The organism is Bacteroidota bacterium (assembly GCA_017303905.1).
GTDB lineage: Bacteria > Bacteroidota > Bacteroidia > B-17B0 > Aurantibacillaceae > JAHEYG01.
In genome coordinates, this window is record JAFLBH010000001.1 from 71,933 (window position 1) to 93,670 (window position 21,738).

General features: G+C 37.2%; 21 protein-coding genes. 11 read left to right on the forward strand and 10 right to left on the reverse strand.

Annotated elements, in window-relative coordinates:
* Positions 1–65: 65 nt before the first annotated feature.
* Complete coding sequence (locus J0L69_00330) at positions 66–290, reverse strand: hypothetical protein (protein ID MBN8691603.1); 225 nt, start codon at positions 288–290, stop codon at positions 66–68.
* A gap of 118 nt (positions 291–408) precedes the next feature.
* Positions 409–654, reverse strand: a complete 246-nt coding sequence (locus J0L69_00335) for a hypothetical protein (GenBank protein MBN8691604.1) — start codon at positions 652–654, stop codon at positions 409–411.
* A 238-nt stretch (positions 655–892) separates the two neighbouring features.
* Between J0L69_00335 and J0L69_00340 the strand changes: the two genes are divergently transcribed.
* The 4 genes from J0L69_00340 (at position 893) to J0L69_00355 (ending at position 4,319) form a co-directional block, all read left to right on the forward strand.
* Positions 893–1,453 (forward strand): sigma-70 family RNA polymerase sigma factor, encoded by a 561-nt coding sequence (locus J0L69_00340; protein MBN8691605.1) that lies wholly within the window; start codon positions 893–895, stop codon positions 1,451–1,453.
* Between the two features lie 21 nt (positions 1,454–1,474).
* Positions 1,475–2,551: a trypsin-like peptidase domain-containing protein gene (locus J0L69_00345; GenBank protein MBN8691606.1), complete on the forward strand. Its 1,077-nt coding sequence runs from the start codon at positions 1,475–1,477 to the stop codon at positions 2,549–2,551.
* A gap of 94 nt (positions 2,552–2,645) precedes the next feature.
* Positions 2,646–3,500 (forward strand): hypothetical protein, encoded by an 855-nt coding sequence (locus J0L69_00350; protein MBN8691607.1) that lies wholly within the window; start codon positions 2,646–2,648, stop codon positions 3,498–3,500.
* A gap of 3 nt (positions 3,501–3,503) precedes the next feature.
* Positions 3,504–4,319 carry a hypothetical protein gene (locus J0L69_00355; GenBank protein ID MBN8691608.1) on the forward strand — a complete coding sequence of 272 codons (816 nt, stop codon included), beginning with the start codon at positions 3,504–3,506 and terminating at the stop codon, positions 4,317–4,319.
* On the opposite strand, the gene J0L69_00360 is transcribed toward J0L69_00355, so the two are convergent.
* Positions 4,274–5,155: a 1-aminocyclopropane-1-carboxylate deaminase/D-cysteine desulfhydrase gene (locus J0L69_00360; GenBank protein ID MBN8691609.1), complete on the reverse strand. Its 882-nt coding sequence runs from the start codon at positions 5,153–5,155 to the stop codon at positions 4,274–4,276. The two genes, J0L69_00355 and J0L69_00360, sit on opposite strands and share 46 nt — an antisense overlap.
* 78 nt (positions 5,156–5,233) lie before the next feature.
* Positions 5,234–6,481: a peptidase T gene (gene pepT, locus J0L69_00365; protein MBN8691610.1), complete on the reverse strand. Its 1,248-nt coding sequence runs from the start codon at positions 6,479–6,481 to the stop codon at positions 5,234–5,236.
* 93 nt (positions 6,482–6,574) lie between these two features.
* On the opposite strand from pepT, the gene J0L69_00370 reads away from it, so the two are divergent.
* Genes J0L69_00370 through J0L69_00390 form a run of 5 tightly spaced genes read left to right on the forward strand, consistent with a single transcriptional unit; the run spans position 6,575 to position 12,177 of the window.
* Positions 6,575–7,843 carry a hypothetical protein gene (locus J0L69_00370; protein ID MBN8691611.1) on the forward strand — a complete coding sequence of 423 codons (1,269 nt, stop codon included), beginning with the start codon at positions 6,575–6,577 and terminating at the stop codon, positions 7,841–7,843.
* A 1-nt stretch (position 7,844) separates the two neighbouring features.
* Complete coding sequence (locus J0L69_00375) at positions 7,845–8,288, forward strand: hypothetical protein (GenBank protein MBN8691612.1); 444 nt, start codon at positions 7,845–7,847, stop codon at positions 8,286–8,288.
* Entirely contained in the window at positions 8,266–10,701 is a 2,436-nt protein-coding gene (locus tag J0L69_00380; protein MBN8691613.1) for a T9SS type A sorting domain-containing protein, read from the forward strand. Before J0L69_00375 ends, J0L69_00380 begins: the two co-directional genes overlap by 23 nt.
* Entirely contained in the window at positions 10,701–11,426 is a 726-nt protein-coding gene (locus tag J0L69_00385) for a hypothetical protein (protein ID MBN8691614.1), read from the forward strand. The genes J0L69_00380 and J0L69_00385 overlap by 1 nt, the downstream gene beginning before the upstream one ends.
* 1 nt (position 11,427) lies before the next feature.
* Entirely contained in the window at positions 11,428–12,177 is a 750-nt protein-coding gene (locus J0L69_00390) for a hypothetical protein (protein MBN8691615.1), read from the forward strand.
* A gap of 80 nt (positions 12,178–12,257) precedes the next feature.
* On the opposite strand, the gene clpX is transcribed toward J0L69_00390, so the two are convergent.
* The 4 genes from clpX to lpdA all read right to left on the reverse strand — a co-directional run bounded on the left by clpX (position 12,258) and on the right by lpdA (position 16,043).
* Complete coding sequence (gene clpX / locus J0L69_00395) at positions 12,258–13,502, reverse strand: ATP-dependent Clp protease ATP-binding subunit ClpX (protein MBN8691616.1); 1,245 nt, start codon at positions 13,500–13,502, stop codon at positions 12,258–12,260.
* An 18-nt stretch (positions 13,503–13,520) separates the two neighbouring features.
* The gene (locus tag J0L69_00400; GenBank protein ID MBN8691617.1) at positions 13,521–13,958 is read right to left on the reverse strand and encodes a hypothetical protein; all 438 of its coding nucleotides are present in this window, start codon (positions 13,956–13,958) and stop codon (positions 13,521–13,523) included.
* A 24-nt stretch (positions 13,959–13,982) separates the two neighbouring features.
* The gene (locus J0L69_00405) at positions 13,983–14,396 is read right to left on the reverse strand and encodes a hypothetical protein (protein ID MBN8691618.1); all 414 of its coding nucleotides are present in this window, start codon (positions 14,394–14,396) and stop codon (positions 13,983–13,985) included.
* A 240-nt stretch (positions 14,397–14,636) separates the two neighbouring features.
* Positions 14,637–16,043 carry a dihydrolipoyl dehydrogenase gene (lpdA, locus tag J0L69_00410; GenBank protein ID MBN8691619.1) on the reverse strand — a complete coding sequence of 469 codons (1,407 nt, stop codon included), beginning with the start codon at positions 16,041–16,043 and terminating at the stop codon, positions 14,637–14,639.
* A gap of 96 nt (positions 16,044–16,139) precedes the next feature.
* On the opposite strand from lpdA, the gene J0L69_00415 reads away from it, so the two are divergent.
* Together J0L69_00415 and J0L69_00420 are read left to right on the forward strand one after the other, a co-directional pair.
* Positions 16,140–16,337, forward strand: coding sequence for a hypothetical protein (locus J0L69_00415; GenBank protein MBN8691620.1), 198 nt, complete (start codon positions 16,140–16,142; stop codon positions 16,335–16,337).
* Complete coding sequence (locus J0L69_00420) at positions 16,330–16,785, forward strand: hypothetical protein (GenBank protein MBN8691621.1); 456 nt, start codon at positions 16,330–16,332, stop codon at positions 16,783–16,785. Before J0L69_00415 ends, J0L69_00420 begins: the two co-directional genes overlap by 8 nt.
* Here the strand turns inward: J0L69_00420 and lnt are convergent.
* On the reverse strand, positions 16,782–18,371 hold the full coding sequence (gene lnt / locus J0L69_00425; GenBank protein MBN8691622.1) for an apolipoprotein N-acyltransferase: 1,590 nt from the start codon (positions 18,369–18,371) through the stop codon (positions 16,782–16,784). The genes J0L69_00420 and lnt overlap by 4 nt on opposite strands.
* A gap of 10 nt (positions 18,372–18,381) precedes the next feature.
* Positions 18,382–21,681, reverse strand: a complete 3,300-nt coding sequence (secA, locus tag J0L69_00430) for a preprotein translocase subunit SecA (GenBank protein ID MBN8691623.1) — start codon at positions 21,679–21,681, stop codon at positions 18,382–18,384.
* Positions 21,682–21,738: the final 57 nt, after the last annotated feature.

Below are 21,738 nucleotides of genomic sequence, written 5' to 3' on the forward strand. Positions count from 1 at the left end.
TAAAAATTTAAGAATATAAAGTTAGGTACTTATTACTAAATACCCTCTATAAAACCAATAAAAAACTATTTTGTTTGCGCCTTAGCCGAATCAACAGGTACAGCTTGAGGAGGAGCCTGTTGTAAATTAACATATTTGAGCGGCTCGTTAAGACTGCTATCGATAAGATGAGCTAATGAATCAGACATGCGCTTTGCTAAACGATCCATTTGTTTTCTGTCTTCAGCGGCAGGACCACAGGAAATAAAAATTACAGCAACAAGGAGGGCAATGCTAAAAGTCTTTTTCATAATCAAATAATTGGAGCTTTAAAATTAATAAAAATGCGGGATATACCAATGCTATAAAGTAGAAAGGCCCTATCGGAATCCGACAGGGCCTTTCAGCTAACTAACTAAACACAAATTCTTAGTGGTGAGCTTCTTCTTTTGGAGCTTCAGTAGCAGCAGCTTCAGTAGTAGCAGCAGCAGCTGAATCAACAGTAGCAGCAGCTTCTTCAACTGCAGTGTTTAAGCTTGCTTCTAAAGCTTTAGCGATAGAATCAGCAGTAGCTTTTGCAGCTTCTTCAGCTTTAGCTTTTTCTTCTGCAGATGGACCACAAGCAACTAATGTAGCTACAGCAGCTACAGCGATAATTGAAAATACTTTTTTCATGATTTTTTGAGTTTTAATGTTTGTAATTTGACTATTTATACCAAAACAGGATTTTGGTAACCCGTTTAAATAGAAAAAAACGGATATTTTTTGTAACTTATTGATTTTCAATATATAAAATTTGATTCTTTTTAAAGGTTACCTGTTTCACCAAAGCTCCAAAAAATAAAATAAGTGCTTTCTGCCATTAATTTGGGTTACCTTTGGCGCAATTACGAATTAATTAACAGACAGATTTATGTCGGGCAAAAAAGCAGCGTACACCGATTTGGAATTTATTGATGGTTTAAGAACCGGAAATGAAGCTGCCTTAAAGGCCCTATATAAAAAGTACTATAACATCGTTCTTAAAATTGTTGTAAATAACAGCGGAGGCAGCGAAGCGGCTCAAGACGTTTATCAGGAAACAATTATTGTTTTATTTGAAAACGTACAAAAGCCGGGGTTTGAATTAAATTGTCAGTTACAAACTTACATTTATTCGATCGCCAAACGTTTATGGTTAAAGCAGCTTCGAAACAACGGGCATTTAGTGAGGCTTGATGAAGACGAAGATGAAAGTGTAGATGTAGGGGAAGAAATTGCCGACCATGAACAAAAGGAAGCTGACCTGCTGAAAATGGCAAAAAGTTTGGAGGACTTAGGCGAACCATGTAAAACGATAATTAAAGATTTTTATGTGAATCGTTTAAGCATGGATGAAATATCAGAGAAGTTTGGTTATACCAATTCTGATAATGCCAAAACTCAAAAGTATAAATGCCTGCAACGATTGAAGAAAAGTTTTTTTGATAAGTAATTAAGAGAAGAAAGATAGAAAATGAAGAATACTGATTTATTTGACGATTATTTACGCGGAGATTTAAATACTGCCGATAAAGCTGATTTCGAGAATCGCTTAAACAATGATGCCGTTTTTGCTAATGCATTTAATGAACATAAAATTTTTGTTGACACGTTAGCAAAACATGAAAAGAGAAATGAATTAAGAAATGTTCTTAAATCCATTCACGCGAAAACATTTGGCAACGAACCAAAAATTCTTCCATTTAAACAAGAGAAGTTTTATCACAAGTTGGGTAAAAATGTGGCGATGGCGGCAGGTGTTGGTTTAGTTGCTGTTTTATCTACCCTTGCGCTTTTAAGTACCGGTGGCTATTTATTAACGAAACAAAGTAATGAAATCACCGATTTACGTCGCGAGGTAAGCGAATTAAAATATACGCAGGATAACATCGTGGAAGTAATGGTGAAAGCGGCTGAAAAACCAAAATACGCACCGGCTAATTTTGAAGGAACCGGTTTTGCCATCAACAACAAAGGTTACTTAGTAACCAGCTTACACATGATTAAAGGTGCTGATTCCATTTTCGTTGAAAACGGAACCACTACACGCACTTTAACTAAACTTGTATTTAGCGATCCATCTATAGATATCGCCGTTTTAAAAATAGAAAACGAGGAATTATCAAAGGGATGGTCGGTTCCATTTATTTTCAGTAACCGCACTTTAGATTTAGGAGAGAAAGTTTACACATTGGGCTACCCTCGCGAAGATGTGGTGTATGGCGAAGGTTCTTTAAGTTCCCTAAGCGGATTTAAAGGTGACACAACCATGTATCAGATTTCTATTCCTGTAAACCCGGGTAATAGTGGCGGGCCATTATTAGACGAACAAGGCGCTGTTGTAGGTTTGGTAAGAGGTAAGATTACTTCTGCCGAGGCTACCGGTTTCGCGGTTAAATCGAAAGAAATCATTAATACCATTAACGCTTTTAATGAAGGCGAATTAAGTGTTCCAACTAAAAAGAATGCGCTAAAAAATGTTAAACGTAACGAGCAAATCAAAAAGATTAACCCCTACGTTTTTAACATTTTAGTTTATAAGTCTAATTAAACCTTTCCCATATACTAAAGTCTAACTAAAGCCGTTTGTAACATAACGGCTTTTTTTATCGTCTTATTATAGTTAACTTTAAACAGTGCTAAAATTGAAACAAATATTATTTGGGCTCTTGTTAATCTTAAACCTTGGCATTAAGGCTCAAGACTTAATTTACCTGAACAGCGGCAGCAAGTTTGAAGCTCTAGTGAAGGAAATCACTGAAACATCCATAAAATATAAAAACATTAATAATCCGGAAGGTCCAACTTATGTGATAGCTAAAACGGATGTTTTATTTATTGAATACAAAAATGGAAACGTTGATGTGATTAATAAAAATCCCGCTCCGGTTAGTCCAAAATCTACTACTCCTTCCGCCGGCGAGAGCAAAGAAACAAAATTAGCGAAACCCTCAGACGTTTATTACATGAACAAAAATTCCTTCATGATAAACGGACTTGCACTCACAAATGCCGATATAACATTAATGTACGAGCGGGATTTATTGCAAAATCACTTAGGCGTAATGGTTTTAGGTTCCTATAATTTTAATACACGAACTACTTGGCCAAATTTATATTTAATGGATTTAGCTAATACCAAGAAAAATTACGATATAGGTTTAGGTTTAAACTTCTATCCTTCCGTAAGAAAAAAATCACAATACTTTGTTGGCGTTTTAGTGAAGTACATGAATTATTCGTTTGACCGCGAGATAACAGTGCAGGAAGAAATTGGCGGTTTTATTTTTGAAAAAATTGAAATTCAAAAAGCACAGGGCTACCAACTGGCTACTATGATTGTAAATGGATTTCAGGTACGCATTACACCTACCTTTACTTACAAAGCATTTGTGGGTATTGGTCCGTTTAGCGGTGATGCCGATTTAATGAAAACAGAACTTGCACAAACAGGATTACCCAAAATGTATTTAGGACTTTGCTTTGGTTACCGTTTTTAATTCATGAAGACTCTATACTACATACTCATTTTATTTTGCGTTGGCACTTTTGTTAAAGGGCAAGATAAAGTTGTTTTCAAGAACGGTAAAAAACTTAATTGCAAAATTGTTTCCATCAATCCGAGCACCGTCACTTATAAAGACAGTACCTCAGCCGGTAACATGATTACAGTTTCTAAGAATGAAATCTTAATGGCTGAATTTAGCAGCGGCAATGTTTATATTTTCGGAACAACAACAAACACATCGGTTGCCGCGCCATCGAGTTCTAGTAATAAACCTCTTGACAGAAAAGCACAGATCCGCGAGAAAGAAAAAGAGTTTAAAGACAACATTATTGGTATTCAAATCCCGGATGTTGTATTTGGAAGGTTAACACTTACCTACGAACGATTATTTTTTGACAAACAAATCGGCATTACACTTCCGGTGAGTATGAGCTACGACAGACGTGTGATGTTTCTCGGATTTAGTTCAGATACTTCTGCTAACACTTCTGCCAGTACTGTGAGACGTAATGTTAATTTTATTACGGGCTTAGATCTTAATTATTATTTCGAATCTAAATCACACACTAAATTTTTTATTGGTCCCCGTTTTAGATACGGTACGGATGTTACCATGGAAAACATTACTGCTTATTCGGTTCAGATGCAAAACGGTATTTTAATTGCCAGTCGTAATGGAAAAATGGCAAGCACCCTAGCTCTTGGATTTGGCTTTGTCAGAATTGTAGCTTCTCCTTTTGGTGGTGGAATTAATCCGAAACAATCTTACCCTTGGGGCTCATTCACATTCCGCTTAGGATTTAGAGCATAACGGTCTTCATACCCCCTATTACCTTGTAAACCGCCGCTGTGCACAATCAAAATTCTTCCTTCAATGCTTCCTGATCTTATGAGATCTGTTGCTCCGTAAAATAATTTTGAGGTATAAACATAATCTAATGGGATTTGTGTTTGTGCTTCGAAACTTTCCTTGAACTCCAATAATTCATTGGTATGTTTAGCATAGCCACTAAAATGATACTCCGCATTTACATTAGCGTTTGTATTTAAATCGCCCACTCCCTTCAACACACTGATACCAATTATTTTTTGTGAAGGTTTTAATGAACTTGAAATGCCTTTCAATGTTGTTCCGGTACCACAAGCGCATAGGATGATATCGAAGTTGTTTTGCATTGGTAAAATTTCTTCGCAACCCTTTGCTCCCAATTCATTATCACCTCCCTCAGGCACCAAATAGAAATTGCCGAATCTTTCACTTAATGATTTTATAAATCCGAGATCCTGCTTTTTATTGTAATCTTCACGCGACACAAAGAACAACTGCATGCCATTGGCAGCTGCATCACTTAAGGTATAATTACTAATTGAGCTTGGCTCGCTTCTAATGACACCAATGCTTTTGAATCCGGCTTGCTTGCTGGCAACAGCTGTAGCATGAATATGATTACTGAATGCTCCGCCGAAGGTAAGAATGGTGTCTTGACCTAATCGCTTTGCTTCCTCTAAATTATACTTAAGTTTAAACCATTTATTACCGCTGATTTGAGGATGAATTAAATCCAGTCGCAAAACAGACACATCTACTTTCTTTTCAGAAAATAAATCAGAATTGATTTTTTGAATTATGGGATTATAATTTAACATCCGCGCTCATCCGTGAAATCTGCGGGAAACAATTTTTGGGAGAGAATTCCCGCTGATCACGCAGATTTCCGCAGACATTTATGATTTCTCTTCCCAAATATTCACCAAATGAACAATGGTTTCTACGGCCTTTTGCATATCCTGAACACTCACCCACTCCTGTTTGCTGTGAAAAGCATGCTCGCCTGCGTAAATATTCGGACAAGGCATTCCCATGAATGAAAAACGGGAGCCATCGGTACCGCCGCGTATACTGGATAAAACCGGAGTAATGCCTGTTCGTTTTATAGCTTCCATAGCGTAATCTACAACATGCGGACACTTCGCTAATACTTCACCCATGTTACGGTACTGCTCAGTAACAATAAAATCAAACGAGCATTTATTGTAATTAGAAATTACTTTCGCAGTGATCTGTTTTAATTCTTCTTCTAAAGCTTTTAAGGTTGGTGTATCAAATGCACGAATGATGAATTTAATCTCCACTTGCTCCAATCCGCCGTTAATAGAAGTCGGATGAATGAATGGCTCTTTTTTCTCCGTGGTTTCCGGCGTTTTGTTTTTAGGAATTTGATTCACGATTTCGGCCGCGATTTTAATTGCATGCTGCATTTTATCTTTCGCGAAACCCGGATGTGTAGGAAAACCTTTTACAACAATCGTTACCGCATCCGCGCTAAACGTTTCATTTTCGATGTGACCAATGGTTTCTCCATCCATGGTATAACCAAACTCTGCGCCTAACTTTTTCATATCGGCCTTGTCGGTTCCTCTTCCGATTTCTTCATCCGGTGTAAATAAAATCCGAATTTTACCATGCTTTACTTCAGGATGCGTCATTAAATAATGAGCAGCATCCATAATTTCTGCTACGCCCGCCTTATTATCCGCGCCCAGCAAAGTTGTACCATCAGTTGTGATAATATCGTTACCGATTTGTCCGGCTAAAGCCACATGCTCACTGAATTTTATGACTTGCGATTTATCATTCGGTAAAACAATATCCGTTCCCTGATAATTTTTATGGATCACCGGATTAACATTTGTACCGCTGCAATCCGGTGAAGTATCCACGTGCGAACAAAAACAAATAACCGGCACATTTTTACTTGTGTTGGAAGGAATGGTAGCATACACATAACCATGTTCATCCAATTCCGCATCACTAATGCCGATGGCTTTTAATTCTTCCACCAATAAGCGGCTTAAGTTTTTTTGCTTCTCCGTACTAGGACAAGTTTTTGATAATGGATCGGATTGTGTGTCGATTTTTGCGTAACGGATAAAACGATTGGTTACGGTAAAGTTATAGCTAATAAAGTTCATTGGTTTATTTTTTAGTGCTTGTGCTAAATTAATGATTTATTATTTGCTTTTTAAACTTTCATTTTTTACATTTATTTATACAAAAGAAAAATCATGATTTTAAAACGCAAAACGCAAAACGCAAAAGCTGTAAGCTTAAAGCCGATTTTAGCTTTTCTATTACTTCCTTTATTAAATTATTCGCAAAGTACCATTCCAACCACTACTGTTAGTGGTTGCTTAAAGGTTGATAGCACCATGAGTACTTCCGGTAATTTGCAAGTTACAGGTACTTCTAACTTTGACAGTACCATTGTAGTTAATGATGCCGTAAAAACAGAAGATATTGAAGTAAGCGGAAGTGCAAAAATAGCCGGTGATATTAATCTAAGTGGTAAATTATTTTTTAATACTTCCAGCGGTATAGCTTTTAATAACGGCAGCAGTTCTGCACCAGATGCTTTTACATTTGGTAAATTAGGTAACCCACTTCCAACATTTAATCCCTGCCTTGCCCCAACTCAGGACCCTTGGTTTTATTTTGGCGGGAGAATCCAGCTATTTGACCAAGCCAGCAATGTAGCATTAACAATGGGTTCTGATGGTGTACAAAGTTCAATCGACGCGTCAGGCAATAACGGACTACTCATTAACTATTATTGTGGTAAAAATATTTATCTGGGAGGTGGAACAGGTAGCGGAGGCTCTGCCGGTACTGCAGGGGCAAAAGTTTACACAGGTGATGAATTCTATGTAAGGAAATACGCGCAAATTGGAGCAAACAACACAGCCATTGACCCGAACGTAATACTCAATCTTTTTGATATTAATAATACAGGTATTAAATTATCACCTACTAACAATAGCGCAAAAATTATTGGCACCAATAATAATCAATTTACGGTTTACGGCGATGGGAAAACTGTTTTAAAAGCAGGCGCAACAAACGATGCGTTTGAAGTAATTAATACAAGTAATAACAAAACAACATTTCTAATTCAAAGCTCAGGTAAGGTTTTTATTGGTGAGAAAAAAATACAAAGCACGAATGTGCACGCCAATAATACACTCATGCAAATTGGAGGTAAACTAGTTTGCCAGGAACTAGTGGTTTTAGACCCTGTGAAATGGGCCGACTATGTGTTTGAAAAAGATTACAAACTGCCAACCCTAGAAGAAGCGGAAACTTTTTATTTAAAAAACAAACATTTAATAGATGTGCCTAGTGCTAAAGATGTAAAACTAAACGGGATAAACAGTGCAGAGATGGATGCCATTCTTTTACAAAAAATTGAAGAACTGACGTTATATACCGTTGAGTTGAATAAGCAAGTACAAGAGCTTAAAAAAGAAAATGCATACTTAAAGAAAAAAAGGAAATAGTATGTTTAAGTTTTTTAAATATTGTTTATTAGCACTATTGGTGGTTGTAGTTTTTACCACTTGCAAAAAATATCCAGAAAACACCCTTTGGTTTAGAAAACCGGAAGCTATGATTCAAACTTCCTGGAAATTGGATAAATACTACGTTAACGGCGTAGACTCCGGTATATATGAAGATACTAAAATGTATCGCGAGAAAGAGATGTATTTTGGTCAATCATCGATTACTTACTATGAGCAATTTCAAGGTTCATGGAAATTACTTAAAAAAAAGAAAGAAATAGTTATTTCTGCAACACATGCAGGCAACCTCATTCTCTACACAGCACAAAAAAACATATTCCATTCAAACTCTAAATGGTCAATCAAAAAATTAAACAGCGAAGCATTTTGGTTAAACACCACCACAAACAATAATTCATATGAGATTCGTTTATCAAATTAGCATAATTATAAATGTATTAACTTTATATAATGTACAGGCGCAAGGTGACGGAATCAATTTGCAAAAGTACTGGTATTATAAAACTAGGTTTAATAATGATTTTATAAAAATTGGAAAAAACCTAGGTGAAAGTGTTCCTTTTAACCAGCGTGGCTCAACACAAACCGGTTATCCTAGTTCAACTAACAACCAACAAACTCTTAAAACCGGAGATGCTGTATCTAGTATAGGCATACATTTAGCGGCGCTAGCAACAGAATATGCACTCTTAAAGAACGCCAATCAAAACACCGACTCCGTTAAGCATGAGATATTTTGTGCCCTAAATGCAATAAACAGGATTGACCATATTTCCGAGCCAATGTGGTATTGGGCAGGAGGAACTACTGTTCCTTTAAATGGTTTTTTAATAAGAGACGATATTCCAGTTGACTTTGTTGCCAAAAACTATGGGCACTTTAATTATTATAATAATGGCTATAATTATAATTCTTCCACAGGCGATGCCAATCCAAATTCGCAACTCAACGATAGAGGCTTTTGTACCTTGCAAACGATTGGACAAGCACTTGTAGAGTCGAGCTATCAAGACCTAACGAAAAGCGGCTCTACAGAATCACCAGACAACGAAACTTTAAGTCATGACCATTACATTACCTTATTAACTGGCTTGGCTTTAATCAATAAATTAGTTGATTATAGCGCAACTGATAATGGCGAAATTTTCCCTTATGAAAATTTAGGTGTCAGTAGTTTAAAGCAAGAAGCATGGAATATTACAGATAGATTTGCACAACATTTTAAAAACGACGTATTCTTTGATTATCGTAATCCAGTCACAGGTCAGATTGTGCAACCCGGCGGAAGTAGCATTGCTCTTGGTTACGGAATTGCTGAAGCCAGCTGCATAAGCGCTGGGAATACAAGTTTCCCTATCAATCCATATATCCCCCTGATTAGTTCAACAAGTATAAATCCTAAAACCTGCAATTATGTAACGCCATATGTTAATACAGTATTATTTAGTAACTGGTTAGGTTTTATAGGGGTGCCTTCAACCTCTGTTGATAATGCTGTGTTTAAAGTAGATTTATTAGCTGTTGGGAACTGCGGATGGCAAGCAGGTCAAGTAAGTGGCTTAAGTTACATTTGTAATCAAATACAAACACAAGTTTGTAGTAATGCCCCATGGCCGTTGAACTATTTATGTAATATTGTGACAAGCATAGTGTGCGGTAATTCAATAGTAATGCTTCCGGGTTTTCACAACAAAACTTCCAATTTTATCGATTTGGCCGGTCAAGATCCTTATTCGCCTCAAGAGGCTTTAAAAGAAAATACTCCTAGACATTATGACTTGTGGCATGCGCCACTTCTGCATCGCGTTCTTTTTCCAACACAAAACACATCCTATTCAGCATATCTACCAAAAATTAAAACAATGCTAGATAATGCTCCTTGTGAAGGTCCTTATAATTTTGGTCAATTTGCCAGACCAAACTTTGAATGGACATGTGAGAACAGAATTGAAAAAACAATTAACCGTTATGATTGGAACGAACCAACTTTTGGCTGGCATGGCAGTAGCGGAAGTGACCCACTTGCTAAAACAGGACAGAAAGGTGAGTATAACGGAACAGATTATATGCTATATCATAATTTGTACTGGTTAAATGCCAGCAATGTAGGTTCAGCTAACTACATAAATCTTAGTCACAGATATATTAATGTTCCTTTTCCCAATCCTAATGCTAATCATTGTATAAAACCCAGCACCTGTTTAATACGCGCATTTGAAACTATTACAGCTGACAACACCATTAACAGTAACGCAGATGTAAGTTATAAGGCAGGTAAAGTAATAGTATTAAAGCCTGGTTTTAATGTGGTAAGTGGTGCTGACTTTCACGCCTATATTCAAAGAGCCGATTGCAGCAGCGGCGCTTCCGGATTAAGAACAGCAGTTACTGATTCAACCAAAGGGCCTGAAAACACTTTTTATGGCTACGATGATATGGGTGATAATATTGTAACGCACTACGTTGATTACAGCAATATTAAAGATAGCGTGCGTGAAGACATACTAAGCTTTTTAAATCCAAATAATACGGAGACACAGGAAATGCCTATTTTGCCGCCGGAAGAAATTAATTATGATAAAATAAATTCTTTTAATGTATATCCAAACCCTGCGGATAATTTCTCCACTGTTGAGTTTAGTCTACAGGAAAAAGAGAATGCCCAACTTGTTATCTTAAATAACCTTGGTCAAATTGTTGCCGCTGATGTTGTTTCAGATATAAATACCTACCGTAAAACTTTTTATACGGCCGATTTAGCTAAAGGCATTTACCTGATTAAAATAATAACTAGCACAAACAGACTTCTAATTAAAAAATTAACTATACAATAATGAAAATAACTGTTTCAAATTTAATTGTATTACTCTTTCTCTTTTTAGTTTCATTTACAATCAAAAAAGATGGTGGCAATCAAAACGGTTGTCCTAGTTACAGCATGTCTAATACTGATGGTGTTTTTACATTATATTATGTTACTCAAGATTTTAATTTTGGTCAACCTGCGGTTGATTTCAAAAAATACGTAGCTTACTTTTTAGCTACACGCGGTGACACAACTACAAAAACTCATGGTGGCAATTTAAGTTTTAGTAACGAGCCATTACAATTCATTTCAAACAGCAATTATTACATAGATGATAACTCGGTAAGCAATGGCAATGGCGACAAAAAATGGGTTTGTACAGGAAACGGTAATTTTAATTCATTTAATTATCATTATCAGCGCGGTCTTGCATTTGTTGAAATAAAAGATCAATATAAAATTAAAGACACTATTAAAACAACAGAAGGGCTTAGCATAAACCTGAGTAAGGTGAAAAATGCCGATTCAGTTCTCGTTACATTAAGTGGATTTAATGGTGTAACCATAAATAAAAGATACAATGGATTAGTTGAAGTTTCGAATTTTAGCGCTACAGAACTAAGTCCGTTTATCACCGGAGGCATTATTAGTGTGACCGCTTTTAATATAGTACCGGAAACTATTCAAAACAAAAACTATCTTTTTGGATCAGTTCATCAATATTTAAAACTTGCTTATTTTAAAAATCAATAATATGAAAAAACTTATTTTACTTTTATCCGTTGTCGGCTTATTAATCACTTCCTGTAAAAAGAAAGAAGACAATGCTCCGGCACCATCATCCACCACTACAGGGAGCACACCGACACCTTCTGCCGAAAAGTTCGGCGCTTTATTTTCCAATCAATTAGTTCATAGCATTTTTGGAGCTACTACTTTTACATTGAGTTATGGACAAAATTACGCATTGGCTTCTTCTTCTAACTTTGATAATTTTAATATGCCTTTGGGAACTTTTTTAAGTATGGGCAATGTTTCTTCAAATGGTGTTACCTTCAAAAACTTTTTTGGTTATTACTTAGACAGTACTAATGCTGCACAAGCTTCGCCTTTTGTATGGCAAATTACAGGTGGCGCGGTCGCAGCTTTTACCTATACAAATTCAGCAGGTTTTTCTACTTACTCTAATTACACATCATGGCCGGATACATTGAGCAAGAGCGCAGGTTTTTCCATTCCTTTGAGCGGCATCACTAATGCTGTAGAAGCACAAATTTATATTTCAAGTGTTGGAAGCACTACACCTGCACTTACAGCTTCGGTTGTATTGGGAAGTGGTGGTTCTTTCAATGTAAGTTCATCTTCGTTAAGCTCTGTATCAACTTCAACAAGTGCCTCCATTCAAATTGATTTATACAGAAACAACATACAAACCATTAATGGTATTAAAATGAATTTCAGGAATGTAACCAGCTATGTAAAAACTGTACCTGTTAAAAATTAAATGGTGTAAAAGATTTCAACGATTCATTAAAATAAAAATTCCGCATTTCTACGAACTCCGAACTCTATACTTTCAACTAACTAAGCCGCTTTCAAATGGCTTAGTCTTGCATTTTTTAATTTATCAGCGGCGTAATCCAATGTAATGGTAAAAGATTTTGGCGCTTTTTCGTTACTTGGCAAATCGTACATTAAATCGAGCATAATGGCTTCGCAAATACCACGTAAACCTCGGGCGCCTAATTTAAACTCGGTTGCCTTATCTACAATTAAATCCAATACCTCATCTTCAAACTCGAGTTTAATGCCTTCCATTTTAAACAAATGCTTGTATTGTTTAATTAGCGCATTCTTTGGCTCGGTTAAAATTCTGCGTAAAGCTGATTTATCCAATGGCTGCAGATAAGTTAAAATCGGTAAACGTCCGATGAGCTCCGGAATTAATCCAAATGATTTTAAATCCTGAGGAGAAATATATTGCAATAAATTACTTCTATCTACTTCCTCTGAAGAAACAGACGCCGAATAACCAACGGCTTGTGTGTTTAAACGACTGGCAATCTTTTTCTCAATGCCGTCAAAAGCGCCACCGCAAATAAATAAAATATTCTTGGTGTTCACCTGAATCATTTTTGCATCCGGATGTTTTCTTCCGCCTTGAGGCGGAACGTTTACAGATGAGCCTTCCAATAATTTCAACATGGCTTGCTGCACACCTTCACCGCTCACATCACGGGTAATACTCGGATTATCACTCTTACGTGCAATCTTATCAATCTCATCAATGAATACAATACCTCTCTCTGCTGCGGCTGTATCATAATCGGCAGCCTGCAACAAACGGGTTAAAATACTTTCCACATCTTCACCCACATATCCCGCTTCGGTTAATACCGTTGCATCTGCAATACAAAAAGGAACATTCAATAATTTAGCAATGCTTCGCGCCAATAAAGTTTTTCCGGTTCCGGTTTCTCCAACCAAAATCACATTCGATTTTTCGATTTCGATTTCCTCTTTATCATTGGAAGCGTGTGATACGCGTTTGAAGTGATTGTATACAGCCACGCTTAATACTTTCTTGGCTTCATCCTGCCCAATCACATACTCATCCAAATACGTTTTAATAGCGTTTGGCTTTAATAAGTTGAGTGCTTGCTGAACTTTTTGTTTGGTCTCCGCATTGCCTTCCTCACTTATCATTTTATAGGCTTGCGAAATACAACTGTCACAAATATGACCGCTGATTCCTGCAATTAATATTTTCACGTCTTTTTTATCGCGGTTACAAAACGAACACACGATGGGTCCTGCTGCTTTTGCCATGCTACAAATTTACAAAATTTACGGCTGATTATAGTATTCGGCTTTGGTGCGCCTGAGTGTATACATACCACCGCCCTTTTTAGCTTCTACAATAAAATAATGCGAGCTTTTACCGGTAGAAATATGCATAATCAGGTTTTTTAGTCCGTATGTGGCGGGTGAATTACAATCAAGTTTGTTAACGATCACTTCATTGCCCTTATCATCAAAAGCCGATTGGTAAACCGAATCGCAGCGATGTAAAACAGTTCCCGTTGCAAAGGTATACACGCGGTACGGCACCGATGGATTCCGCTTACGCAACAATTTTACCACACTATCCTGGAGATTACCTTCTACAAACCATTTGCCTTTCACTAAATCATCCACCACTACTTTTTGGGCCGATGCCGCAAAGCTTATAAAAATAAAAACCGGGATGATTTTTAAGAAGCGTTTATCTCCGTTAAAAAACATCCCGGTTCAATTAGGACAGATAGTTTATTTAAAGTCTGCTGCTGTAGCAGGAACCAGCTCCAAACCTTCGCTGTTTGGTAACATGGTTACACGATAATATTTTGATTTATCAGTATTAATCTGAATAACATCATTTTTAATTTTATAATTCTGGCTCAATGAATCGCAGTAATAAGTTCCAGCTTTCACTTCAATTCCTGTTGGATCAACCACATTAGTTTTTAAAGTATTGCAGTTATATAAACTTCCTGTGGAAGAAAATTTAGCTTCCCATGCTGTTCCGTTTTTAGGTTGTGTTGGGGATAATTTTAAAGCTCCGTTAGAGTTTAAATCACCGGTTACAAACCAAGATTTTGATTGTAATTGATTGGCTGTTTTTTGAGCAAAAGCACCAAATGCTAAAAAGGCAAATACAGCTGTTAAAAGAATAGATTTCATATTCATGAATTTAATAGCTTAAATATAGCCAAGAATACCTAACTATTCAAGGTTTTTGAGTGAAATTTGGTTAATTGTGAGGGAAATAGGGATAAAAGCTACTGGGAACCCCTCCGCCCTTTGGGCACCTCCCCTTAAAAAAGGGGAGGATTAAATTGAAAGGTTGGGCACCTCCCCTTAAGAAATGGATGGAATTAAACTGTACTATCTACAACTCCCTTTTTATGGGGAGGATTAAGATTAAATATGCAGAGCGCGTTTAGCGGTTGCGTCTAAACAAGCTTCTTTGAAACTTTCAGTGAAGGTTGGATGCGCATGACAAATACGTGCGATGTCTTCGGCGCTGGCACGGTATTCCATGGCCACCACAGCTTCCATAATCATATCGGCTGTACGCGGACCAATCATATGTACACCTAAAATTTCGTCGGTTGCTTCATCACTTAATACTTTGATGAAACCATCGGTATCCATGCTCGCGCGTGCACGACCACTTGCTTTGAATGGGAAACTACCTACTTTATATTTTTTTCCTTGTTCTTTTAATTGCTCTTCCGTGTATCCTACTGCAGCTACTTCAGGCCAAGTATATACTACCCCAGGAATTAAATTGTAATTCATGTGTGGTTTTTGTCCGGCCATTTGCTCTGCTACATACACACCTTCTTCTTCCGCCTTATGAGCTAACATCGCGCCACGCACTACATCGCCAATTGCGTAAATACCTTCAACATTTGTTTTTAAATGATCATCTACGTTTACACGTCCGCGATCATCTAATTTTACGCCGGCTTTATCCAATCCTAAATTATCGGTATACGGACGACGACCTACAGATACTAATACATAATCACCTTTTAATTCTACCTTCTCGCCTTTATCGTTATCCGCACTAACGGTTACCTCCTTGCCTTTATTCGCTACACCCGTAACTTTATGCTTCATGTAGAATTCGAAGCCTAAGTTTTTCTTTAATACACGTTGTAATTCTTTTCCAAGAGCCGCATCCATACCAGGAATTAAACGGTCCATGAATTCAACCACGCTTACTTTAGAACCTAAGCGTGCGTAAACACTTCCCAATTCCAATCCGATTACACCACCGCCAATAACAATCAGATGTTTTGGAACTTCTTTTAATTCTAAAGCTTCGGTAGAAGTAATAATTCTTTCTTTATCAATTTTTATAAATGGTAATGAAGAAGGTTTTGAGCCTGTAGCAATGATTGATTTTGCTGCTTCAATTTGTTCTTTGCTGCCATCTGCTTTGGCGATTTCAATTACGTTTTTGCTAACGTAAGTACCATGACCTGTATAAACGGTGATTTTATTTTTCTTCATTAAAAAGTTGATGCCATCGCAAGTCATTTTTACAACACCACGTTTGCGCTCAACCATTTGTTTTAAATTAACCTTAGGGTTTTTCACTTCGATGCCATGCTCTTCAAAATGATGTACCGCATTATAATAATGCTCAGATGAATCAAGCATTGCCTTAGAAGGAATACATCCAACATTTAAACAAGTACCACCAAGCGTATTGTATTTTTCGATAAGTGCTGTTTTCATTCCTAATTGGGCACAACGAATTGCGGCTACGTATCCACCGGGACCTGAACCAATAATTGCTACATCAAATTTTTCCATAAGGTTTGTTTTTGTATTCTTTTCGTATTATAAAAACAGAAGATAAATGCAGGCGCTAATTTAATGATTTTTACGAATTTTATTGTAAATTTGCTTATGTTTAAACTCGACCGAAGCGCGCATAAAACATATAATTTCAAGGAGATACAAAAGGAGTCCGATAATTATTTTTCACTTTCGGCGGAAGAAAGATTTAAGGTCTTTGCCTATCTGCAGAGTGTAGCTTACAATTTCTCACAAAACAATCCTCCTAAAATGGACAAAACCATTCATTCTTACCGAAAGCATGGGTAATATTTTCAATGATGATTTTCAGGAATTTCTATTAGCGCTAAATAAGTGCGGCGTAAAATATGTTTTAGTGGGTGGTTATTCTGTAATATATTATGGTTTTCCCAGAACAACCGGCGACCTTGACATATTCGTTGAAGTAAGCAGAGACAATTACAAAAAACTGGAAAACGCATTTGATCATTTTAGAATGCCTGTTTTCGATATGACAGAGGAGAATTTTCTATACAACCAATCAATGACAGTTTTTTCGTTTGGAAGAGCGCCCGTATCGATTGAAATTTTGAAAGAAATCAGCGGCATAAGTTTTGAAGAGGTTTATAAAAACGCAAATGAAGTGTTGTTTGAAAATATTCCTTTAAAAATAATCAGACTTTCAGATCTAAAAAAAAATAAAAAAGCTAGTGGCAGAGCAAAAGATTTGAATGACCTGGAAAACTTACCGGATTAGTGTTTTCTAAGGCGTAAATATTGTGAATACAGAAGGATAAGTGCAGCCAAAAACACTGAGACATAAGAGATTAAATCGCCAAACCGAACAAAGAAAGTTTTAACCGAATTAAGCGACACATTTTGGTTGATGACAGCAAACTCCCAATATGGTTGAGGCTGTGTAATGTTTCCCATTTCATCAATAAAACAACTGATGCCTGTATTCGCTGAACGGATAATGTGTTTACGTGTTTCTATAGCGCGTAATTTGGCGTAGGCTAAATGCTGACGGTGACCGGGAGTGTTGCCCCACCAGCCATCATTGGTGATAATAGAAATGATGTTGGCACCTTTACGAATATACTCCGCCATAAAATCGCCGTATACACTTTCGTAACAAACGGCCGGAGCCACATTTACATCATAGATTTGATCGCTTAAAACAGTACGCTCCTCTTGCGTAGCTAAACTTCCGCTGGTTCCTCCCAATTCAATGGCATACTTTTCGAAATACTTAAAAATTCCGGGGAATGGCATGCGCTCAACGCCCGGTACCAATTTCGATTTATGATAGAATGTACATTTTCGGTTAGTGTCGATATACAAAGCTGTATTATACATATCGTAATATTCTTCCGCATCATGAAACTTGCGTGCAGTAGCTGTTATTTCCTCGCCCTTCTCAAACACATGATAGGTACTCGCGCCTGTTAAGATGGCTGCTTTAGGAAAATGAATTTTCATTAAAGTGATAAGATTGGTAATTTCCTCAGATGATTGATAATCGTTTTCACGCACATCTTCGATGATAAAAGTTTCAGGCAACACTACAAGTTCAGTATTTGCATTGATCTTTGTTTGAAGAAGCTGTTGATGCAATTGATTTAACTGCGAATTAAAATCAAGAACAAATTTTTCTCCGTATGGATCAATATTGGGCTGAATAACCGTTACATTAAGTTCTTTCTCCGGATTAACAGCACGTATAGAAAGAATAAAGATGGACACTAAAACGGGAATTATCACGAGCGCGATCGGCTTCACATAAGATTTAATATTCTTATACTCGCTGTTGGCTACATTGAAAAGCAAAATGTTTACTGCCAACACCCAGAGTGAACCACCGCTGGTTCCTGTTAACTCATACCATTGTACGAATGATGTTGTGTTTGCGAAAACGTTACCGATGCTTAGCCATGGCCAGGTTAAATCCCATAAGGTGTGTCCGTATTCAAAGGTTAACCATAAAGGAACCAACAACCAAAATTTTAATTCGCTGCCAAATACACGTTGAATGCGGTACCAAATTAAATACACCCAACTCATGAGAAGCGCATTACATACTATAGCCATGATAGCGCCTTCAAGAGAAGCATTATAAATCCACCAGGTTGAAATTAAATTCCAGAAAAAGAAAGCCAGATAGCTTAGTCCCCACACCTTTAAACTGCGACGGGAAGTTGTAACCTCGTGAAGATTTTTTGTAGCGATAAATAAGGGAACAAATCCTACAAATATTAATAAGGTAAATGGCGAAAACCAAGAAGCGGCCAAAATGAGGCCGCTTACTATTACTAAAAATAAATTAGATGCTCTGTTAAGCATAGTTTATAATTTACACAACCCCTACCCCATGGCAGTTTTTGTATTTTTTGCCGCTGCCGCAAGGACAAGGATCATTACGTCCTATTTTTTGCTCAACGCGTACCGGTTGTTGCTTTGGCTTTTGCTGTTCTTTTTGTTGTTGTATTTCTTCTTCACTGCGTGACTCAACCAATTTCTCTTTCTTTGGTTCAGGCTTTACTTCTTGCGTGAACTTAGCTTGCTTTACTTCCTGCTGATTGCCCTCAACAGGTAAACCACCTTTCATCAAGAAAGAAATAATGTCTTTACTGGTTTTCGCAATCATGTCGCGGAACAAGTTAAACGATTCCAATTTGTAAATTACCAATGGATCCTTTTGTTCTAATGATGCGTTTTGTACCGCTTGTTTTAAATCATCTAATTCACGTAAATGTTCTTTCCATGAATCATCAATCATAGCTAAAACAACAGTTTTCTCGAAGGCCAATACCATCTCGCGTCCTTTAGTCTCATACGACTTCTTCAGGTTGGCCATTATTTGCAATCCTCTTACTCCATCCGTAAATGGCGTAATGATATTCTCATACTGATTATTCGGATTGGTGTAAACATCTTTAATAGTCGGGAATACTGCATCAGCAATGCTTTGCGACTTTACCTGATATTGTTTTAAAGCAACATCAAATAATTTTTCGGTAACATCTGCTTCACGTAAAGAATTAAATTCTTTTTCGTTAACCGGACTTTCAACTCCAAATACTTTGATACATTCTAATTCGAAACTTTCAAAATCCTTACTAGGTTGAAATTCGGATACCATGTTCTCCGATACTTCAAATAACATGTTGGCGATATCGATACTTAAACGATCTCCATACAAAGCATTACGACGACGTTTGTAAATTACATCACGTTGCGCGTTCATAACATCATCATACTCAATTAAACGTTTACGCGTACCGAAGTGGTTTTCCTCCACCTTCTTTTGTGCACGTTCAATAGATTTGGTGATCATGCTATGCTGAATAACTTCACCTTCTTGTAATCCCATGCGATCCATTAACGAAGCAATTCTCTCGCTTCCGAATAAACGCATTAAGTTATCTTCTAAGGAAACAAAGAATTGAGATGAACCCGGATCACCCTGACGACCTGCACGACCGCGTAACTGACGGTCGACACGCCTGCTCTCGTGACGTTCAGTACCAATAATCGCTAAACCGCCGGCATCTTTTACTCCTGGACCTAACTTAATATCCGTACCACGACCAGCCATGTTGGTGGCAATGGTTACAGTTCCTGCCTTACCTGCTTCCGCAACAATTTCAGCTTCCTTCTGATGTAATTTCGCGTTTAACACATTGTGCTTAATGTTGCGTAACTTCAACATACGGCTTAATAACTCGGAAATCTCAACTGAAGTCGTACCAACTAAAACCGGACGACCTGCTGCTACTAATTTTGCAGTCTCTTCAATTACCGCGTTATATTTTTCGCGTTTTGTTTTGTAAACTAAATCTTGCTCGTCTTTACGGGAAATAGCGCGGTTGGTTGGAATAACAACCACATCTAATTTGTAAATGTCCCAGAACTCTTGTGCTTCCGTTTCAGCAGTACCGGTCATACCGGCGAGCTTGTTATACATACGGAAATAATTCTGTAAAGTAATCGTAGCGTAGGTTTGAGTTGCTGCTTCAATCTTCACGTTCTCTTTCGCTTCAATCGCCTGATGTAAGCCATCGCTGTAACGACGACCTTCCATGATACGACCGGTTTGCTCATCAACAATTTTAATTTGTCCTCCATCAATTACATACTCAACATCTTTTTCAAAAACAGTATATGCTTTCAATAATTGATTTACTGTATGAATACGCTCACTCTTTACTGAGAAATCGCGCATTACAACTTCCTTTCTTGCTGTTTTTTCCTTTGGATCAGTAACTGTCTTTTCAATATCTGCAATTTCATCACCCACATTTGGAATGATAAAGAATTTCGGATCGTCAGTATTAGCTGTAATTAATTCTATTCCCTTTTCACACAAATCAACAGAGTTGTGCTTTTCATCAATAACGAAATATAATTCGGCATCAATTTTATGCATTTCCTTGTTTTGGTCTTGCATATAATGATTTTCCGTTTTTTGCAATAAAGCTCTTACACCATTCTCACTTAAGAATTTAATTAAGGCGCTGTTCTTTGGTAATCCGCGATAAGCACGTAATAACGGAATACCTGCTTCTTTCTCTTTTCCTTCAGCAAATAATTTTTTCGCGTCTGCTAAGCAGGTAAGAACATATTGCTTTTGAGCATTCACTAATTTCTCAACACGCGGCTTGAACTCATTAAATTCATGTTTATCGCCTTGTGGTGTTGGTCCGGATATAATCAAAGGTGTACGTGCATCATCAATTAATACCGAGTCAACCTCATCCACAATAGCAAAATTATGTTTGCGCTGTACCAATTCATCCACACCGCGCGACATGTTATCACGCAAGTAATCGAAACCAAATTCGTTATTGGTACCGTAAGTAATATCACAATTGTAGGCATCACGACGCTCTTGTGTGTGCGGCTCGTGCTTGTCAATACAATCTACGCTCAATCCATGAAACTGGAATAAAGGAGCATTCCACTCACTGTCGCGCTTTGCAAGGTAATTGTTAACGGTTACCACATGTACCCCACGACCGGCCAATGCATTTAAGAAAACCGGAAGTGTTGATACCAAAGTTTTACCTTCACCGGTAGCCATCTCCGAAATTTTCCCCTGATGCAAAACAATACCACCGATTAACTGCACATCATAGTGCACCATGTCCCAAGTGATATCTGCTCCAGCGGCTTTCCATGTATTTTTCCAATACGCCTTTCCGCCTCTGATTTCTACATTTGAATGTGTTTTTGAAATTTTCGTATCAAAATCGTTGGCAACAACTTCTAACTCCTGATTTTCTTTAAAACGACGCGCTGTTTCCTTTAACACAGCAAATGCTTCCGGTAAAATATCGTTAAGTACATCTTCAATTTTCTTTGTAATCTCTTCCTCAATCTCATCAATCTCCTTATACAATTCTTCCTTGGTATTTACATCCATGTTTGCATCTGCATCCATTTTAGATTGAATACCTGCAATTTTGGATTTCTCCTCAGCGATGTGTGCCTGAATTTGCTCTTTAAGCTTTGTTACTTTGTTACGTAATTCATCGTTAGAAAGCGATGAAAGTGTTGGATAAATTTTCTTAATCTCTTCAACAATGGGTTCAATATCGCGAATGTCTTTTTCCGACTTTGTTCCAAATACTTTTTTAAGGAAACCAAACATAGTTTTGTGTAAATTTTATAAGCTATCAAAGGTAATAAAAAAAGCCCAGCGTCACTG

What these genes read in the sequence shown, in the direction of transcription:
- J0L69_00415 (MBN8691620.1), top strand. Translation starts at nt 16,140, where the DNA reads ATGTTTAAACTCGACCGAAGCGCGCATAAAACATATAATTTCAAGGAG.
- J0L69_00405 (MBN8691618.1), bottom strand. Translation starts at nt 14,396, where the DNA reads ATGAAATCTATTCTTTTAACAGCTGTATTTGCCTTTTTAGCATTTGGT.
- J0L69_00385 (MBN8691614.1), top strand. Translation starts at nt 10,701, where the DNA reads ATGAAAATAACTGTTTCAAATTTAATTGTATTACTCTTTCTCTTTTTA.
- J0L69_00370 (MBN8691611.1), top strand. Translation starts at nt 6,575, where the DNA reads ATGATTTTAAAACGCAAAACGCAAAACGCAAAAGCTGTAAGCTTAAAG.
- J0L69_00375 (MBN8691612.1), top strand. Translation starts at nt 7,845, where the DNA reads ATGTTTAAGTTTTTTAAATATTGTTTATTAGCACTATTGGTGGTTGTA.
- J0L69_00390 (MBN8691615.1), top strand. Translation starts at nt 11,428, where the DNA reads ATGAAAAAACTTATTTTACTTTTATCCGTTGTCGGCTTATTAATCACT.
- lpdA (MBN8691619.1), bottom strand. Translation starts at nt 16,043, where the DNA reads ATGGAAAAATTTGATGTAGCAATTATTGGTTCAGGTCCCGGTGGATAC.
- lnt (MBN8691622.1), bottom strand. Translation starts at nt 18,371, where the DNA reads ATGCTTAACAGAGCATCTAATTTATTTTTAGTAATAGTAAGCGGCCTC.
- J0L69_00380 (MBN8691613.1), top strand. Translation starts at nt 8,266, where the DNA reads ATGAGATTCGTTTATCAAATTAGCATAATTATAAATGTATTAACTTTA.
- J0L69_00345 (MBN8691606.1), top strand. Translation starts at nt 1,475, where the DNA reads ATGAAGAATACTGATTTATTTGACGATTATTTACGCGGAGATTTAAAT.
- J0L69_00330 (MBN8691603.1), bottom strand. Translation starts at nt 290, where the DNA reads ATGAAAAAGACTTTTAGCATTGCCCTCCTTGTTGCTGTAATTTTTATT.
- J0L69_00355 (MBN8691608.1), top strand. Translation starts at nt 3,504, where the DNA reads ATGAAGACTCTATACTACATACTCATTTTATTTTGCGTTGGCACTTTT.
- J0L69_00335 (MBN8691604.1), bottom strand. Translation starts at nt 654, where the DNA reads ATGAAAAAAGTATTTTCAATTATCGCTGTAGCTGCTGTAGCTACATTA.
- J0L69_00400 (MBN8691617.1), bottom strand. Translation starts at nt 13,958, where the DNA reads ATGTTTTTTAACGGAGATAAACGCTTCTTAAAAATCATCCCGGTTTTT.
- J0L69_00420 (MBN8691621.1), top strand. Translation starts at nt 16,330, where the DNA reads ATGGGTAATATTTTCAATGATGATTTTCAGGAATTTCTATTAGCGCTA.
- pepT (MBN8691610.1), bottom strand. Translation starts at nt 6,481, where the DNA reads ATGAACTTTATTAGCTATAACTTTACCGTAACCAATCGTTTTATCCGT.
- secA (MBN8691623.1), bottom strand. Translation starts at nt 21,681, where the DNA reads ATGTTTGGTTTCCTTAAAAAAGTATTTGGAACAAAGTCGGAAAAAGAC.
- J0L69_00340 (MBN8691605.1), top strand. Translation starts at nt 893, where the DNA reads ATGTCGGGCAAAAAAGCAGCGTACACCGATTTGGAATTTATTGATGGT.
- clpX (MBN8691616.1), bottom strand. Translation starts at nt 13,502, where the DNA reads ATGGCAAAAGCAGCAGGACCCATCGTGTGTTCGTTTTGTAACCGCGAT.
- J0L69_00360 (MBN8691609.1), bottom strand. Translation starts at nt 5,155, where the DNA reads ATGTTAAATTATAATCCCATAATTCAAAAAATCAATTCTGATTTATTT.